18 protein-coding genes are annotated in these 15,907 nt (G+C 68.9%); 8 read left to right on the top strand and 10 right to left on the bottom strand.

The features are described from left to right. Positions 1-75 precede the first annotated feature (75 nt). Together MKK88_RS19660 and MKK88_RS19655 are read left to right on the top strand one after the other, a co-directional pair. The gene (locus MKK88_RS19660) at positions 76-816 is read left to right on the top strand and encodes a competence/damage-inducible protein A (RefSeq protein ID WP_244002645.1); all 741 of its coding nucleotides are present in this window, start codon (positions 76-78) and stop codon (positions 814-816) included. A 50-nt stretch (positions 817-866) separates the two neighbouring features. Beyond that, the gene (locus MKK88_RS19655) at positions 867-1,736 is read left to right on the top strand and encodes a formate/nitrite transporter family protein (protein ID WP_244002643.1); all 870 of its coding nucleotides are present in this window, start codon (positions 867-869) and stop codon (positions 1,734-1,736) included. A gap of 10 nt (positions 1,737-1,746) precedes the next feature. On the opposite strand, the gene MKK88_RS19650 is transcribed toward MKK88_RS19655, so the two are convergent. The 8 genes from MKK88_RS19650 to MKK88_RS19615 form a co-directional block, all read right to left on the bottom strand. Then, positions 1,747-3,027: an NAD(P)/FAD-dependent oxidoreductase gene (locus MKK88_RS19650; RefSeq protein ID WP_244002641.1), complete on the bottom strand. Its 1,281-nt coding sequence runs from the start codon at positions 3,025-3,027 to the stop codon at positions 1,747-1,749. A gap of 155 nt (positions 3,028-3,182) precedes the next feature. Next, on the bottom strand, positions 3,183-3,668 hold the full coding sequence (locus MKK88_RS19645) for an ATP F0F1 synthase subunit B (protein ID WP_244002935.1): 486 nt from the start codon (positions 3,666-3,668) through the stop codon (positions 3,183-3,185). Positions 3,669-3,684: 16 nt separating this feature from the next. Further along, the gene (locus MKK88_RS19640) at positions 3,685-4,263 is read right to left on the bottom strand and encodes a F0F1 ATP synthase subunit B' (protein WP_244002640.1); all 579 of its coding nucleotides are present in this window, start codon (positions 4,261-4,263) and stop codon (positions 3,685-3,687) included. A 118-nt stretch (positions 4,264-4,381) separates the two neighbouring features. Then, positions 4,382-4,609, bottom strand: coding sequence for a F0F1 ATP synthase subunit C (locus tag MKK88_RS19635; protein ID WP_007566773.1), 228 nt, complete (start codon positions 4,607-4,609; stop codon positions 4,382-4,384). Positions 4,610-4,676: 67 nt separating this feature from the next. Then, positions 4,677-5,432 (bottom strand): F0F1 ATP synthase subunit A, encoded by a 756-nt coding sequence (locus tag MKK88_RS19630; RefSeq protein ID WP_160535175.1) that lies wholly within the window; start codon positions 5,430-5,432, stop codon positions 4,677-4,679. Between the two features lie 71 nt (positions 5,433-5,503). Then, on the bottom strand, positions 5,504-5,878 hold the full coding sequence (locus MKK88_RS19625; protein WP_244002638.1) for an AtpZ/AtpI family protein: 375 nt from the start codon (positions 5,876-5,878) through the stop codon (positions 5,504-5,506). A gap of 189 nt (positions 5,879-6,067) precedes the next feature. Beyond that, on the bottom strand, positions 6,068-6,712 hold the full coding sequence (locus MKK88_RS19620; RefSeq protein ID WP_244002636.1) for a DsbA family protein: 645 nt from the start codon (positions 6,710-6,712) through the stop codon (positions 6,068-6,070). 89 nt (positions 6,713-6,801) lie between these two features. Further along, entirely contained in the window at positions 6,802-7,284 is a 483-nt protein-coding gene (locus MKK88_RS19615; protein ID WP_244002634.1) for a DUF721 domain-containing protein, read from the bottom strand. 133 nt (positions 7,285-7,417) lie between these two features. On the opposite strand from MKK88_RS19615, the gene mutY reads away from it, so the two are divergent. Then, positions 7,418-8,743 carry an A/G-specific adenine glycosylase gene (gene mutY, locus MKK88_RS19610; protein WP_244002632.1) on the top strand — a complete coding sequence of 442 codons (1,326 nt, stop codon included), beginning with the start codon at positions 7,418-7,420 and terminating at the stop codon, positions 8,741-8,743. A gap of 146 nt (positions 8,744-8,889) precedes the next feature. On the opposite strand, the gene MKK88_RS19605 is transcribed toward mutY, so the two are convergent. After that, the gene (locus tag MKK88_RS19605) at positions 8,890-10,080 is read right to left on the bottom strand and encodes a site-specific DNA-methyltransferase (RefSeq protein WP_279602419.1); all 1,191 of its coding nucleotides are present in this window, start codon (positions 10,078-10,080) and stop codon (positions 8,890-8,892) included. Between the two features lie 633 nt (positions 10,081-10,713). Here MKK88_RS19605 and MKK88_RS19600 point away from each other — a divergent pair. Both MKK88_RS19600 and MKK88_RS19595 read left to right on the top strand, forming a co-directional pair. Further along, a complete protein-coding gene (locus tag MKK88_RS19600) occupies positions 10,714-11,064 on the top strand; it encodes a septal ring lytic transglycosylase RlpA family protein (RefSeq protein WP_244002630.1) in 351 nt (116 codons plus the stop codon). A gap of 113 nt (positions 11,065-11,177) precedes the next feature. After that, positions 11,178-11,492: a polyhydroxyalkanoic acid system family protein gene (locus MKK88_RS19595; RefSeq protein WP_244002628.1), complete on the top strand. Its 315-nt coding sequence runs from the start codon at positions 11,178-11,180 to the stop codon at positions 11,490-11,492. Between the two features lie 162 nt (positions 11,493-11,654). On the opposite strand, the gene MKK88_RS19590 is transcribed toward MKK88_RS19595, so the two are convergent. After that, positions 11,655-11,819 (bottom strand): hypothetical protein, encoded by a 165-nt coding sequence (locus MKK88_RS19590; RefSeq protein WP_244002626.1) that lies wholly within the window; start codon positions 11,817-11,819, stop codon positions 11,655-11,657. A 325-nt stretch (positions 11,820-12,144) separates the two neighbouring features. Between MKK88_RS19590 and MKK88_RS19585 the strand changes: the two genes are divergently transcribed. The 3 genes from MKK88_RS19585 to MKK88_RS19575 are packed head-to-tail and all read left to right on the top strand — an operon-like array spanning position 12,145 to position 15,770. Beyond that, positions 12,145-12,378: a hypothetical protein gene (locus MKK88_RS19585; protein WP_244002624.1), complete on the top strand. Its 234-nt coding sequence runs from the start codon at positions 12,145-12,147 to the stop codon at positions 12,376-12,378. Positions 12,379-12,435: 57 nt separating this feature from the next. After that, positions 12,436-14,238, top strand: coding sequence for an ATP-binding cassette domain-containing protein (locus MKK88_RS19580; RefSeq protein WP_244002622.1), 1,803 nt, complete (start codon positions 12,436-12,438; stop codon positions 14,236-14,238). A gap of 41 nt (positions 14,239-14,279) precedes the next feature. Further along, positions 14,280-15,770, top strand: coding sequence for a carboxypeptidase M32 (locus tag MKK88_RS19575; protein ID WP_244002620.1), 1,491 nt, complete (start codon positions 14,280-14,282; stop codon positions 15,768-15,770). The last annotated feature ends 137 nt before the right edge of the window (positions 15,771-15,907 follow it).

Genomic DNA, 15,907 nt, shown 5'->3' with positions numbered 1-15,907 from the left:
CATCCTCGGGATTGTCGTAGCCGGGAGAGCGTGTCGCGCTATCTGCCCGCGCGATCCACCCGACGCCAGAGACCCATGGACCAGACCTCCGAATCCGTCACCGCCGCCATCCTCGTAATCGGCGATGAGATCCTCTCGGGTCGCACCAAGGACAAGAACATCGGCACCATCGCGGATTTCCTCACCGCCGCCGGCATCGACCTGCGCGAGGTGCGGATCGTGCCGGACGAGGCCGACATGATCGTCGAGGCGGTCAACGCCCTGCGCGCCCGCTACACCTACCTGTTCACCACCGGCGGGATCGGCCCGACCCACGACGACATCACGGCCGATTGCGTCGCCCGGGCCTTCGGGGTCGGCATCGACGTCGATGAGCGCGCCCGGGCGATGCTGCTGGAACGGCACAAGCCCGAGGATCTGAACGAGGCGCGCCTGCGGATGGCGCGGATCCCGTTCGGGGCCGACCTGATCGCCAACCCGGTCTCGAAGGCGCCGGGCTTCCGGATCGGCAACGTCCACGTGATGGCCGGCGTGCCCAGCATCATGCAGGCCATGCTCGATTCGATCGCCCCGACCCTGACGGGCGGCACCGCGATGCTGTCCGAGACGATCGAGGCGAAGAATCTGCCAGAGGGCAATTACGCCAGCGACCTCGGCGCGATCGCCAAGGAGCGGCCGAAGGTCTCGATCGGCTCCTATCCGGCGATGACGCCGGAGGGCTTTCGCAATCGGATCGTCGTGCGCAGCCGGGATCCTGCGGCGCTCGCCGAAGCGCGCGGCGCCGTCGAAGCGCTGCTGGCGCGGCTGTCGGCTTGATTGCGTGTCGAACATCCGACTCGAACGAGTAGCGTAGCGGAGCAGGGCGGATGGTTCGGGACAAGAACAAGCGGGCCGATCCGGAGGTCCGCCGGGACGAGTTGCTGAAGGAAGTGTCCGAGATCGGCCGGCCGGACGCCTACGTGTTGCACGAGGTCATCCGGCTCGAAGGCGATGAGGAGTTGCGGCGGCACGGCCTTGCGCTGTTCCTGTCGGCCTTCGCGGCGGGCTTGAGCATCGCCCTGTCGCTCATCGTGCCGGGCGTCCTGCGCAGCCACCTGCCCGAGACGGACTGGGCGAAGATCGTCAGTTCCATGGGTTACGCGGTCGGATTCCTCGTCGTGGTCCTGGGGCGGCAGCAGCTCTTCACCGAGAACACCATCACGCCGGTCCTGCCGCTGCTGCACGACCGCTCCGTGAAGACAGCCGTCCGGGTCGTGCGGCTCTGGGCGATCGTCTTGTCCGGCAACATTCTCGGGACGCTGGCGATCGCCGCGGTGGTGGCCCATTCGGGCGCCTTCGAGCCGCCGGTGCTCAAGGCCTTCGCGGAGATCAGCCACGACGCCATCGCGCACGACTTCTGGGCAACGTTCGTCAAGGCGGTCTTCGCCGGCTGGATGATCGCCCTGATGGTGTGGTTCCTGCCGGCGACCGCCAGCGCGGCGCCCTTCGTGATCCTGCTGATGACGTGGCTGGTAGCGCTCTGCAGCCTCGCCCACATCGTGGCCGGCTCGGTGGAGGCCTTCTACCTCGTGGTCACCGACGCCGCCTCGATGAGCGATTATGGTTTCAAGTTCTTCCTGCCGACCCTGCTCGGCAATACCTTCGGCGGTGCAGCCCTCGTGGCGGTTCTGAATTACGGGCAGGTGGCGCCCGAGGTGGAGGAGACAAAGGCGGTCGAGGGCGAACGGCCCGATTGAGGCAGGCCGCTCAGTCGAGCTTGACCGGCGGGCTGACGAGGTGATCGAGGTCGTCGAGCAGCCACGTCATGGTCCCGCGGAGTGGCCCCAGCAGGCCGATCTGGTGCTGGCGGTACAGCAGGTCATGCGTCAGCCGGGCGGACAGCCCGTTCAGTCGGCCGCCGCCGAAGGTGTAGCGGCCCAGCGTCCCCCAGCCGTTGAAATCGGCCAGCGAGACGATGGCACCCTTCTCGACATAGCGGAACGGCGGCAGCGGCGTGGACACCATGTCGCCGCGTGCCAGCACCCGGCCGAGGTGACGGGCGAAGTGCTGCGCCTGCTGCCGGGCGGCCTGGGCTGTCGCCGGAACCGGCTTGCCGGTCTGCGGATCGGTGAGGCTGGCGCAGTCGCCGAGCGCGACGATCGCCGGATCGCGGGTCGTGCGCAGGTCCGGGCCGACGACGAGCTGTCCGGTCCGTGATCGCTCGAGGCCGTCGAGCCCGGAAAGGACGTCCGGCGCCTTCACGCCGGCCGCCCAGACCTTCAGGCCTGCGGTGATGCGGCTTCCGTCCTTCAGGCTGAAGCCCGTCGCGTCGGCCGCGGTCACCATCGCGCCGGTCCGGACTTCGACGGCGAGGTCCGACAGGGTGCGGGCGGCGGCGCGCGAGACCCGCTCCGGGAAGGCCGGCAGCAGGCGCGGCCCGCTCTCGATTAATGTGAGGCGCAGGCGTTGCGGCAGGTCCGGAGAGCCGTAGGCCGAGAGCAGGTTGATCGCGTGCTTCACCTCGGCGGCGAGTTCGACGCCGGTGGCGCCCCCACCCACGATCGCGATCTCCAGCATGCCGCCGCGATCGAGCCGCGCCAGCAGGTGGCGGCGGAGCTGATCATGGAAATGCTCGGCCTCGGTCAGGTCATCGATGGTGAGGCAGTGCTCCGCGACGCCGGGCGTGCCGAAATCGTTGGCCCGGCTGCCGATGGCGAGCACCAACAGGTCGTAGGCGAGTTTGATCTCCGGTCGACCCTCGGCGGCTTCGACCGCAAGCTTCGCGCGCTTGGCCGTTCGGTCGATGCCGGTCAGGCCACCGGGCTGAAACCGGAAACCGTTGCGCCGGGCCTGCGCGAAAAAATCGACCTTCTGCCGGTCGGCCCGGGCGGTGCCGGCCGCGAAGGTGTGCAGCATCGGCTTCCAGACATGGGACAAGCTGCGGTCGGCGAGAATCACGTCGGCGCGGCCGCCGCGTCCGAGGCTCGTAGCGACCTCGATGCCGGCGACGCCGCCACCGACGATCACGATCCGCGCTGTGTCCGCCATGCTGCCCCCGCCTGCTTACGCCGCGTCGGGAACGTCGGTCAGGGTACCGATGTTCGCCGGGAAATGCTGTTCGCCGGCGCCGGCCAGAGCAAAGGCCGGCAACCCAACGAAAAAAGCCGCCCGGAGGCGGCTTCTCGAAACGCGGTTGTGATGGATCAGGACCGAAGGCGGGTCCGGACCTCGCCGAGGCTCGAGCGGATCAGACCCTGGGCGGCCTCGCCCTGCAGCCGATCGCGCAGGATCGTCTCCGACACCTTCACCGCAGCCTCCGCGGCGGCCGCGCGGACCTGAGCCTCGGCCTGCGCCTCGGCCTGGGCAATCTTCGTCTCGGCGGCCTTCGTGCGACGGGCCAGGAACTCGTCGAGCTTGCGGTGGCCCTCCTCAGCGGCGCGCTGGGCTTCCTCGCGGGCGCTGGCGACGATCGTCTCGGCCTCCTTCTCGGCCTCGGCGCGGCGGCGCTTATAGTCGGCCAGCACGGCGGCGGCCTCCTCACGCAGGCGCTTGGCCTCGTCGAGTTCGTTGCGGACGCGCTTGGCGCGGCCGTCCAGACCCTTGGTCATCGACGAGAAGGCGCCGGCCTTCCAGGCGATGGCCATGAAGATGACGAACGCGACGGCGACCCAGAATTCGGCTTCGAGCAGCATCGTGGGTTCCCGTCTAGTGTGCAGTGGCGTCGAGGGCGCGGTCGAGGGTCGCCCGGTCGGGGGCCTGACCCGTCAGACGCTCGACGATCGCCGAGGCGGCCTCGCCTGCGATCGAGCGGACATTGCCCATGGCGGCCTCAGTCCGCTGGCGGATCGTGGCTTCGGAGGCGGCCAGCTTGCCGTTCAGCTGCTCCTCCAGCGCCTTGCGCTTGGTCTCGGCCTCGGCGGCCAATGCGTTGCGGGTGGTCTGCGCGATGTCGCGCGCCTTCCCCTGAGCGTCCCGCAGCGCGGTCTCGAAGGCGATCCCGGCGGCATCCGCCTCGGCCTTCATCGCCTGCGCCTGATCCAGATCGGCGCGCAGGCGCTCGGCGCGGGCGTGCAGGATCGACTGGATGCGCGGGAGCGCGATCTTGTCCATCAGGTAGTAGAGGAGCCCGAAGGCCAGGGCGAGCCAGATCAGCTGCGCCAGGAAACCGGAGGTTTCGAAGGGCGGGAAAGCCCCCGTATGCGCTTCCGTATGCTCGACATGGCCCGGCACGACCTGCGTGTCGGCGCCCGGGGGCGGCGTGGTGAGGGGGTTGGGCTGCGCCATGGGACCGCTACACTGACACCGTTCGCTGAAGCCACCGCGGGGCGGTGACGGACGAAGGTGGGCGCTCCGTCACGGAGCGCCCACCGATTGACCGGGAGGCCGCGGCCTCCGGCGCCGATCAGACGGCGAAGAGCAGCAGCAGCGCGATCAGCAGCGAGAAGATGCCGAGCGCCTCGGTGAGGGCGAAGCCCAGGAGCAGGGTGGCGCGCTGCCCGTCGGCGGCGGACGGGTTGCGAAGGGCGCCGGCGAGGAACTGACCGAACAGGTTGCCGAGGCCGATGCCCGCACCCGCCATGCCGAGGCAGGCGAGGCCGGCGCCGATGTACTTCGCAGCGACGGGATCCATGATAACTCCTGAGGTCTCTTCAGATCGAAACGTGCTTTGACGTTTGCGGCGGGTGGAGCCGGCCGGATTAGTGGCCGGGGTGAAGGGCGTCGTTGAGGTAGATCGCCGTCAGCGTCGCGAAGACGTAGGCCTGCAGCGCCGCAACGAGGAACTCGAGGGCGGTCAGCGCGATCGTGAGGAACAGCGGGAGCGGCGATAGCACGCTCCAGGCGCCCGCGAGAAGAAGCTGAACCACAAAGAACGCGAAGATCTTCATCGCGATGTGACCGGCCAGCATGTTGGCGAAGAGACGGACCGACAGGCTGATCGGGCGCGAGATGAACGAGATGATCTCGATCGGCACCAGGATCGCGAGAAGCGGCTTCGGGACGCCCGACGGCACGAACAGGCCGAAGAAGTGGGTGCCGTGCTTCATCACCCCGAAGATCACCACGGTGGAGATCACCAGCGCGGCGAGCCCGAAGGTGACGATCAGGTGGCTGGTCACCGCGAAGGCGTAGGGGATCATCCCGAACAGGTTCAGGATCAGCACGAACATGAACAGGGAGAAGACCAGCGGCATGAACCGCTTGCCACCGTCGCCGGTCGCCTGGTGCAGCGTATCGGCGATGAATTCGTAGAAGATTTCGGCCAGCGACTGCATCCGGCCCGGCACGATCGACCGCGAGGATGTCGCCACGATGGTGATCAGCGCGATCACGCCGACGGCGGCGAACATGTAGAGGGCGGATTGGGTGAACGCGAGCTGCTGATGGCCGATATGGCCGAGCGACACGAGCGGCTTCAGCTCGAACTGCTCGATCGGGTCGATCGTGACCGCCATTCCGCTCCCGCCCTTCTTGTCCCACGCACCGGCTCGAGCCGGCCGCCTCGATTGTCACAGACCGGCGCGCCTTATGGCTCCTGCCGGTCGCGCCGCTCCGGACGCGCGCCGGAGAAACCCGACACCCGCATCACGTTGTAGACCCCCGCGACGAACCCGAGCATCAGAAGGACGATCAGGCCCCAGGGTTTGGTCCCGAAGACATGATCGACGATCCAGCCGAGTATGCCCCCCGCGATCACGCCAGCGACGAACTCCGTGGAGAGCGTCATGGCCTGGCCCAGCGCGGACGACCCGTTTGTCCGAGGGCGCGTGGAAGGATCGGCAGCAGCCTGCGGCCGCTTCCGTTCGATCTGCGTCTCGAGACGTCTGAGCCTCGCGGAGAGTTCGCTGTCCGTCGGCGTCCCCTCGGCCCCGTTCCCATCCCGCGTGTCGTCGCCGTTCACGGCTCAAAACTCACAGGGTGGGAGGATCCGAAACCGGCTGGACGCCCCCAGCAAGCGGGCGCACCATAGTTTCGCCTATCTTGAGTGTCAAGGCGAAGCCCATACATGGTAAGCCGTTGAACTTGCTTTGGTATTCCAGTCCTGGCCGCTTCTCCTGCGTGGTGCTTCGCACGAGGGGCGGCCGGGGCCTCAAGCCCCGATGATCGGCTTGATCACCTTCTCCATGCCCTCGACCGTCATCTCGCCGGTATAGCGCTCGCCGTTGATGAAGAAGGTCGGGGTGGAATCGACCTTGAACGTGTCGAGCCCGCGCTGCTTCACGGCGTTGACCGCGCTGTAGACCTTCTGGTCCTTCAGGCACGCCTCGAAGGTCTGCTTGGTGTAGCCGGCCTGCCGCAGCATCTGCTCCAGCGCGTCCACCGGCTTCGGCGTGAAGGCCCAGCCGGACTGCTGGTCGAACAGCAGGTCGGTGATCGGGTAGTACTTGGAATCGCCCTCGCAGCGCGCCAGCATGAAGGCCGCGGTGGCGAGCGGATCGAGGGGGAACTCGCGCAGCGTGAACCGCACCTTGCCGGTGTCGATGTACCGCTCCTTGAGCGTCGGCCACGTGTTGCGATGAAACGCAGCGCAATGCGAGCAGGTCATCGATGCGTACTCGATGATCGTGCACTTGGCGTCCGCCGGCCCGAGCCAGACATCGCCGAGCGGACCCGGCTGCAGCAGCGCGGCCATCTCGGAATTCTGCGCCTGGGCGCTGCGGGAGAGATAGGGGAGAGCGAGGCCGGCGCCGAGGGCGAGGCCGGAGAACTTGAGAGCGTCGCGTCGCGTCGTCATCGGGCAGGCTCCGCCGTGTACATTGGGTTTGGCGTCGCATGCCGGTACTCGGGCGCGACCGTCCTGGCAAGGCGACCGAATCGCCCCGCTCAACGCTCCGGTCGGGTCGCGATCGCCGCGGTGCCGAGGCGGTCGAGGGCCGCGCGCAGGCCGTCATCGGCGATCCCCGAGACCGCCTTCTGCACCTCGACGGCCCGGGCCGGATCGATGCGGGTGCGCGGCGTCTGCGTGCCGCTCCGGCCGACCCGATCCTGTTGCAGCACGATCCGCGAGACGCAGGCCCAGCCGTAATGTCGGTTGATCCGCTGGATCACCACCGGCGCGAGGTGTTGCAATTCGATGGCGAACACCCCCTCGACCCGTACGACCAGCGTCCCGGATTCCGGCGCCTCAGAAGCCTTGCGGCGCCGCTTCGGCCATTCGAGCCGGGACGGCCGGCAGTAGCGGGCGAGCCGCTCGCCCACGATCTCCGGCCACGCGGCCAGGATGTCGGTCGAGGCGAAGCCCTGCGCCGCGAAGGCCGGGCCGATGCAGCCCTCGATCAATTCGGCCAGCGGTTTGACGCGCGCCATGGTGGTCCCGGCCCTGTGGATCCCGCGAAGGTAGCGCAGGATGGTTGACGAAGGGAGGACATCGCCGCGCTTTCGCCGCCCTATGATCGCCTTACCCCACCGGCTATGCACCGCGGACCCTGGCGACCCGATCATGCCGTCCCGCACATCCATGGATCATCAAGCCGGCCCCGGATTGCGCGCCGACGACCTGCTCGCCTGGTACGACCGGCATCGGCGAGTCCTGCCGTGGCGGGCCCTCGCCGGCGCGGTAGCCGATCCCTACCGGGTCTGGCTCTCCGAGGTGATGCTGCAACAGACCACGATCGCGGCGGTCCGGCCGTATTTCGAGCGGTTCCTCACCCGTTTCCCCGATCTCTTCGCCTTGGCGGACGCCCCCGAAGAGGCGGTGATGTCGGCCTGGGCGGGGCTCGGCTACTATTCCCGCGCACGCAACCTCCACGCCTGCGCGAAGGTGGTCGCCGCGGCCGGCGGAAGTTTCCCCGATACGGCCGAGGGCCTGCGCAAGCTCCCGGGCATCGGCGCCTACACGGCAGGCGCCATCGCGGCGATCGCCTTCGACAGGCCGGAAGCCGCCGTCGACGGCAATGTCGAGCGGGTCTTAAGCCGGGCCTACGCGGTCGAGGCACCGCTTCCGGGCAGCCGCCCCGAGATCCGCCGCCTGACGCAGGCGCTGGTTCCGGAGGACAGGCCCGGCGACTTCGCCCAGGCGCTGATGGATCTCGGCGCCACGATCTGCACGCCCAAGCGGCCCGCCTGCGCGCTCTGCCCCTGGATGTCGCCCTGCCGCGCCCGGGCGCTCGGCACGCAGGAGACGTTTCCGCGCAAGATCAGGGTCGCCAAGGGCGCTTTGCGCCGCGGGGCGGCCTTCGTGGCGATCCGAAGCGGCGACGAGGCGGTGCTGCTGCGGACGCGGGCGCCCGAGGGGCTGCTCGGTAATATGGCCGAACCGCCGGGCAGCGCCTGGGAGCCGGATTATGACGTGGCCGGGGCCCTGTTGGACGCGCCCCTCGACGCCCGGTGGAAGCGGCTGCCGGGCCTCGTGCGCCACGGCTTCACGCATTTCCCGCTGGAGCTGACCGTCTTCGCGGCCCGGGTCGCGCTCTCGACGCCGGCACCGGCCGGGATGCGCTTCACCCCGCGCGCCGCCCTCGACGCGGAGCCGCTGCCCGGCCTGATGCGCAAGGTCCTGGCCCACGCCTTCGACCCGAAGCCGGAGCCGGAGAAGAAGCCGCGCGGCCGCCCGAAGAAGGAGCCGCCGCCGATGCCGCTGTTGGCGGCCATGGAGGCGCCGGTCTCGATGCCGGATCCCGAGCCGCGTCCGCGCGTCCGGGCCGTGCCGAAACCGCAGCCGAAGCCGGCGCCGGCACCGCCGCCGGACGCGGACGATTTCCTGGACAGTGAGCCGGAGGCGCCACCGGCCGCGCCGCGCCGGCGGGGCACGGCGCGGCGGCGCTAGTCAGACGTCTCGGAAGGACGGGGTTTCCAAAGGGCTCAGCCCTTTGGTGGGGTTTGGGGCAAAGCCCCGGGATGTCTGCAGGGCTCTGCCCTGCACCCGCCAAAAGGCTGAGCCCTTTGGGATCCCATGACCGGGGACGGAACGGATCAGCCGTTCGCCATCGCCTGCCGCAGGCCCGCGCGGTAGGTGTCGATCACCACCGGCTTGCCGCTGCGCTCCACGTGCCAGAAGGTCCAGCCGTTGCAGGCCGGGAGACCTTGGACCAGGGCGCCGATCTTGTGGATCGAGCCGATCACCAGACCGTTGTCGAGCTGACCGTCCGGCCGCACTGTGGCGCGGAAGCGGCGGCGCTCGTCGGTGACGATCTCGCCGGGGCGGATGTGCCCGGCCTCGATCACCGACAGGAACGGCACCCGCGGCTCAGCGCGCTTGGTCGGCGCGACCATCAGGGCCGCCTTCGACAGGGGCTCCACGGCGGCGATCCGCGCGCGGGCCGCCTCGGCATAGACCGTCTCGCGCTCGATGCCGATGAAGCGGCGGCCGAGGCGCTTGGCCACGGCGCCGGTCGTGCCGGTGCCGAAGAACGGATCGAGCACCACACCGCCGGGGTTGGTCGCCGCGAGCAGCGTCCGGGCGAGCAGGGCCTCGGGCTTCTGGGTCGGGTGGACCTTATGACCATCCGCACCCTTGAGCCGCTCCTCGCCGGTGCAGAGCGGGATGAACCAGTCCGAGCGCATCTGGAGGTCCTCGTTCCCCCCTTTGAGCGCCTCGTAATGGAAGGTGTAGCCCTTCGAATCCGCCGAGCGCGAGGCCCAGATCAGGGTTTCGTGGGCGTTGGTGAAGCGCTTGCCGCGGAAGTTCGGCATCGGGTTGGCCTTGCGCCAGACGATGTCGTTGAGGATCCAGTAACCGAGATCCTGCAACGCGCTCCCGACCCGGAAGATATTGTGGTACGACCCGATCACCCAGAGGGTCGCGTTCGGCTTCATCACGCGGCGGCAGGCCGAGAGCCAGTCCCGGGTGAAGGCGTCGTAGGCTTCGAAGGTCGCGAACTTGTCCCAGGCGTCGTCGACGGCATCGACGCGGCTCTGGTCGGGACGCAGCAGGCCGGCTTCGCCGAGCTGCAGGTTGTAGGGCGGGTCTGCGAACACGCAGTCGACGCTCGACGCCGGCAGGGCATTCATGGCTGCGATACAATCCCCGACCAGCACTTGGTCGAGGGGCAGGGGACGCTGGGCGGGCACGAGACCCATCCGTGGCGCCGACGCGGGCCGCCCGGCACGCGAGACCTGTTTCCGGGCGACGACGTCGGCAGCCACGGTACGCGGGGAAGCCATGGCAAACACCGGTTACGCGACTGACCGGCAGACCATGCCCCCGACAGGGTAAAGGCCGCGTTTTCGAATTTTGCCGGCATGCGTCCCGTTCTGGGGCTGCAGTTTTTGCCGGGCCCGGAACCCGCAACGTAGAAAACCGTTAAGGATCCCTGACGGACGTGCGGACAGCACCGTCTGGCGGCTGGACCTACGGGGGCGCCGAGCCTGACCCTGCGTCAGCGGAGCGCGAACGCCAGGCCGGCTCGGATGACCGCACTTCGCCCGGATCAATCCGAGTGGCTCGAGCAGAGCTTTTCTGGATTCTGTGGACGACGAAGCGCCTGAGCTTGACGGCGCGCGTCCACCTCAGCGGGATACTGGGTCACACCCAGCGCAGGGCTTAGGTATTTAAGCATACCTGCGGGCGTTCCGGCCTTGCCTTGGGAAAAGCTTGCGGAAATCGATCTTCGACTTAGCTGCAAGTATTGTGAAGCACGTCCGGAAACGCTCCGAAACACTTTCCTATGTAATCAGATTCGGACGCGAATAAGTTGCCCGCAATGCAACCGCGGCCGCAATGGAAGACCCGCCTTATTCCGGCCGATTTCCGAAACGACTGGCGCCGTCCCGAAAAAACAAGGGAATGCGCAAAGAATGACGTTTGGTTTCGGTAAGCTCGTTGTCTCGCTTGGAATGCTGTCCACCGTCATCGGAGCAAGCCTCCCGGCCGCCGCACAGAGCGGAGCGGCCTCCTGGTACGGGAGTGGTCACCGCACCGCGAACGGCGAGCGTTTCAACCCCAACGGACTGACCGCCGCCCATCGCAGCCTGCCGTTCGGTACCCGCGTCCGTGTCGAGAACACCCGGACCGGCCGCTCCGTGGTGGTTCGCATCAACGATCGTGGGCCATTCGTGCGTGGCCGGATCATCGATCTGTCGCGCGGCTCCGCCCGTGCCCTGGGCATGGGCGGCACGACCTACGTGTCGCTGCACGTTCTGAACTGATCCCGTTCAAACGCCGGGCCGCCTCCGTCCGATCGGGCGAGGCGGCCCCCGGCCGTTGTCTCTCGCGGATGGAGGCCCCATCTGCTGCCGGGTTCAGCCCGGATCAATCTTCCATGCCCAAGCCCCTCATCGTCGATATCCCGCACGACCTCGGCCGCGACGAGGCCAAGCGGCGCCTGGAGCACGGCACCGATCAGGCGCGGGCCTTCCTGGCCAAGAGCGGCATCACCGTGGACCAGCTCGCCTGGACGGGCGATCGTCTGGATTTCGGCGTGTCTGCCGTGGCCCAGAAAATTGCCGGCACGATCGACGTTGGCGCCGAGAGCATCCGGCTGGAGGTGAAGCTGCCGTTCCTGCTCGCCCTGTTCGCCGAGAAGATTCAGAAGGTCGCGAGCAAGGAGGGCAACCTCCTGCTGACCAAGAAGTAGCGCTTCGGTCCCGTAAACCGGCCCGCCTCCGACCCCGCGGTGATCGGGTCCGACTGCGTGCGCTCGCTCCTCCTGCCGGGCATCGGCGCGCCTGCATCGGACGCACCGCCTTTCCCGTGGATGCGTCGTCATAGCCGGCCTACTGCGCCGCGCCGTTGGCGTTCAGAGTCGCTTGAAGACGGCGCCCAGGGCCAGCACGGCGAACGCCGTCAGCAGCACCCAGAACGCCTGTACGCCTGGAATACGGACGATGCCGTAGACCATGAGCACAGACAGCACCGCGATGATCAGCGACAGCACGAAGATGATCTGAGTCGGTGCGTTCAAGCGCATAGGTTTGCCCCGGATTTTCGCCAATCGATGCGTCTACGCCGAGGTCGCATCAGTTTGGTGACAATCGTTTTTCAATCGGTTCAGATCTTATTTCACCCCCAATCAATTTCCATGATCCAATAATATTTATATCAATACATTTTCGAATAGATCAAATTGCTTGAATAGACCGACAATGGCCCTGCGCTGCCCACACCGGCATCGTCGGTGGCAACCGGGGACAGCCCGTGACGCAGGGGATGTCCGGAACCGAGACCGCTGGCTTTTGTTGCTGCCCCAACGGTGCAGAACCGCACGCAGAACCCGACGGAGGATTGCCATGCCCGACTCGACCCTCGCCGATCCGGGGCAGGTCCCCGAGGTGCCGCCGCAGCCCGGTCCGGCCCCCGACCGGCCCTACGAGCCCCCACAGGCGCCGACCCAGCCGCCCGCGCCGGAGATCCCGGGCAACAGTCCGGCCGAGGCGCCGGGCATCCAGCCGCCGGAAATCCCGGTCAACGATCCGGGCGCGCCGGAGATCAGCCCGCCGGGGCCGGCGAACCCGATCGCCTGACAGGAGGGCGGGGGCGCGGGTTTGAACGGTGAGCCGCGCGCTGCCATAAGCCGGCGCATGGCCGCTCCTCCGCTCCTCACTCTTCAAGACGTCGCGCTGACCTTCGGCGGCACGCCGCTGATCACCCGCGCCGAGATCGCCATTGCCCCGGGCGAGCGGACCTGCCTCGTCGGGCGCAACGGATCGGGCAAGTCGACCCTGATGAAGATCGCCGCGGGTCTCGTCGAGCCCGACAGGGGCCGACGGTTCGTGCAGCCCGGCACCACGATCCGCTACCTCGCGCAGGAGCCGGACTTTTCCGGCTTCGCGACGACGCTGGACTTCGTCGAGGCCGGCATGCCGCCGGGCGAGTCGACCTACCGGGCCCGCTACCTGCTGGAGAGCCTCGGCCTGACGGGCGCGGAAGACCCGACAAAACTCTCGGGCGGGGAGGGGCGGCGCACGGCGCTCGCCCAGGCGCTCGCCCCGGAGCCCGACGTGCTGCTCCTCGACGAGCCGACCAACCACCTCGACCTGCCGGCGATCGAGTGGCTCGAATCGGAACTGCGGAACACCCGGGCCGCCCTCGTGCTGATCAGCCACGACCGGCGCTTCCTCTCGGCCCTGTCGCGGGCCACGATCTGGCTCGACCGCGGCGAGACCCGCCGGATCGACCAGGGCTTTTCAGGATTCGAGGCGTGGCGCGACGCCTTCTTCGAGGAGGAGGAGCGCGACCAGCACAAGCTCGACCGCAAGATCGCCGCCGAGGAACACTGGCTCCGCTACGGCGTCACCGCCCGGCGCAAGCGCAACGTCCGCCGGCTCGGCAACCTGCACGAGCTCCGGCAAAACCGTCGCGAGGTCCGCCGCCCGGTGGGCAGCGTCAGCATGCAGGCCTCGGACGCTGAGTCCTCGGGCAGCCTCGTGGTCGAGGCCCGCGACATCGCGAAATCCTATGGCGCGCGGACGATCGTCGACGGCCTGTCGCTGCGGGTGATGCGCGGCGACAGGCTCGGCATCGTCGGGGCGAACGGCGCCGGCAAGTCGACCCTGATCAACCTGCTGATGGGCCGGCTCGGACCGGATTCCGGGCAGGTGGTGCTCGGCACCAACCTGTTGCCGGTGGTGCTCGATCAGGCCCGGGCCACGCTTGAGCCCGGCATGACCGTCACCGACGTGCTGACCGGCGGTCGCGGCGACAGCGTCACGGTGAACGGCCAGAGCCGCCACGTGATCGGCTATCTCAAGGACTTCCTGTTCACCCCCGAGCAGGCGCGCACGCCGGTCTCGGTGCTGTCGGGCGGCGAGCGCAACCGGCTGCTGATCGCCCGCGCCCTGGCGCAGCCGGCGAACCTCCTGGTTCTCGACGAGCCCACCAACGATCTGGATCTCGAAACCCTCGACCTGCTCCAAGAGATGCTCGGCGACTACCAGGGCACGCTGATCCTGGTGAGCCACGACCGCGACTTCCTCGACCGCGTGGTCGGCAGCGTGCTGGTGTCCGAGGGCGCCGGCCGCTGGGTCGAGTATGCCGGCGGCTACAGCGACATGCTGATCCAGCGCGGCCAGGGGATCGAGGCCCGTACCGTCGCGCCGAAGGCGAAGGAGGCCAAGGCCCGAACCGCCGCGCCCGCGCCCCAGCCGGCGGCCAAACCCAAGCTCGGCTTCAACGAGCAGCACGAATTGAAGACGCTGCCTGCCCGGATGCAGAAGCTGGAGGCGGCGATCGGCCAGCTCAAGACGATCCTGGCCGATCCCGACCTCTACGCCCGCGATCCTGCCCGGTTCGACAAGGCCTCGACCATGCTGGCACAGGCCGAGACCGAGCTGTCCCAGGCAGAGGACCGCTGGCTGGAACTGGAGATGCTGCAGGCGGGGTGAGCGCCGCAGCTGAATGCGAGACTGACCGGACCGGAGACCGCATGACCGCCTACCAGACCCTCGAACAGCGCTTCGCACGCCTCGCCGCCCTCGAAGGCGCCGCCGGGATCCTCGGCTGGGATGCGCAGACCCTGATGCCGGATGGGGCCGCGTCGGCGCGGGGCGATCAGCTCGCGATCCTGCGCGGGCTCGCCCACGCGATGTTGACCGAGCCCGAGGCGGCCGGGGAACTCGACGCCGCCGAGCGGGCAGGGGGCCTCGAATCCTGGGCCGCCGCCAACCTGCGCGAGATGCGCCGCGCGCAGGCCCACGCCACCGCAGTGCCGCGGGATCTGGTCGAGGCGAGTTCCCGGGCGGTCTCCCGCTCGGAGATGGTCTGGCGCGAGGCGCGCCGCGACGCGGATTTTGCCAAGCTGGAGCCGCATCTCGCCGAGGTGCTGCGGCTCCAGCGGGAGATCGGCCAAGCCAAGGGCGCGGCCCTCGGGCTCGACCCCTACGACGCGCTGCTCGACAGCTACGATCCGGGCATGCGCCGGGCGACAATCGACCCGCTGTTTTCGGATCTGACAAGCTGGCTGCCGGACCTGATCGCCCGCGCCCGGGAGATCCAGGCGTCGCACCCGGCGCCGCAACCGCTCACCGGGCCCTTCGACGTGGCGGTGCAGCGGGCGCTCGGTCTGAAGCTGATGGAAGCGGTCGGGTTCGATTTCACCCGCGGCCGGCTCGACATCAGCCTCCACCCGTTCTGCGGCGGCGCCACCGACGACGTGCGCATCACCACCCGCTACGACGAAGCCGATTTCGGCCGCGCCCTGATGGGCGTGCTGCACGAGACCGGCCACGCCCTCTACGAGCAGGGCCGGCCGGAAGCATGGCGCAACCAGCCGGTGGGCGCGGCCCGCGGCATGAGCCTGCACGAGAGCCAGTCGCTCATCGTCGAGATGCAAGCCTGCCGGAGCCGGGCGTTCTTCACCTTCCTGGCGCCCCTGCTGCGGGAGGCGTTCGGGCGCTCAGGGCCGGCCTGGTCTCCGGAGAACCTGCACGCGCTCAACACCCGGGTCGCGCCGGGCTTCATCCGGGTCGATGCCGACGAGGCGACTTATCCGGCGCACATCCTGCTCCGCTACCGGCTGGAGACCGCGATGATCGCGGGCGACCTCGCGGTGCGGGACCTGCCGGGGGCGTTCAACGATGGGATGCGGGAGCTTCTGGGCCTCACCGTGCCGGACGATCGGGTCGGCTGCCTGCAGGACATCCACTGGCCGAGCGGGGCCTTCGGCTACTTCCCGACCTACACGCTGGGAGCGCTCGCGGCGGCGCAGCTGTTCCGGGCCGCCCGGGCGGCCGAGCCGGCGCTGCCGGATTGTCTAGCGCAGGGGGATTTCGCGCCGTTGCGGCGCTGGCTGCGCGCGAACGTTCATGAAGTCGGCAGCCTGCTCGGCACGGACGCCCTGCTGACCCGCGCCACGGGGGCGCCGCTCGGCACGGCGGCGTTCCGGGCGCATCTGGAGGCGCGGTATCTCAGGGGCTGATCGGATCGGGGGGCCGTCTGCCGGCAGGGTGGGACCGATCGAACTCCACCGGCGGGCCAGCCTCACCCCGCGTCCGCCACCCCCAGCGCCGGCCTGAAGAGGGAGACGCCCCGACGGCGCTTGAGCCGCTCCCCATC

The organism is Methylobacterium sp. E-005, assembly GCF_022829725.1.
Lineage (GTDB): Bacteria > Pseudomonadota > Alphaproteobacteria > Rhizobiales > Beijerinckiaceae > Methylobacterium.
This window is presented reverse-complemented; position numbering and strand designations above follow the sequence as displayed.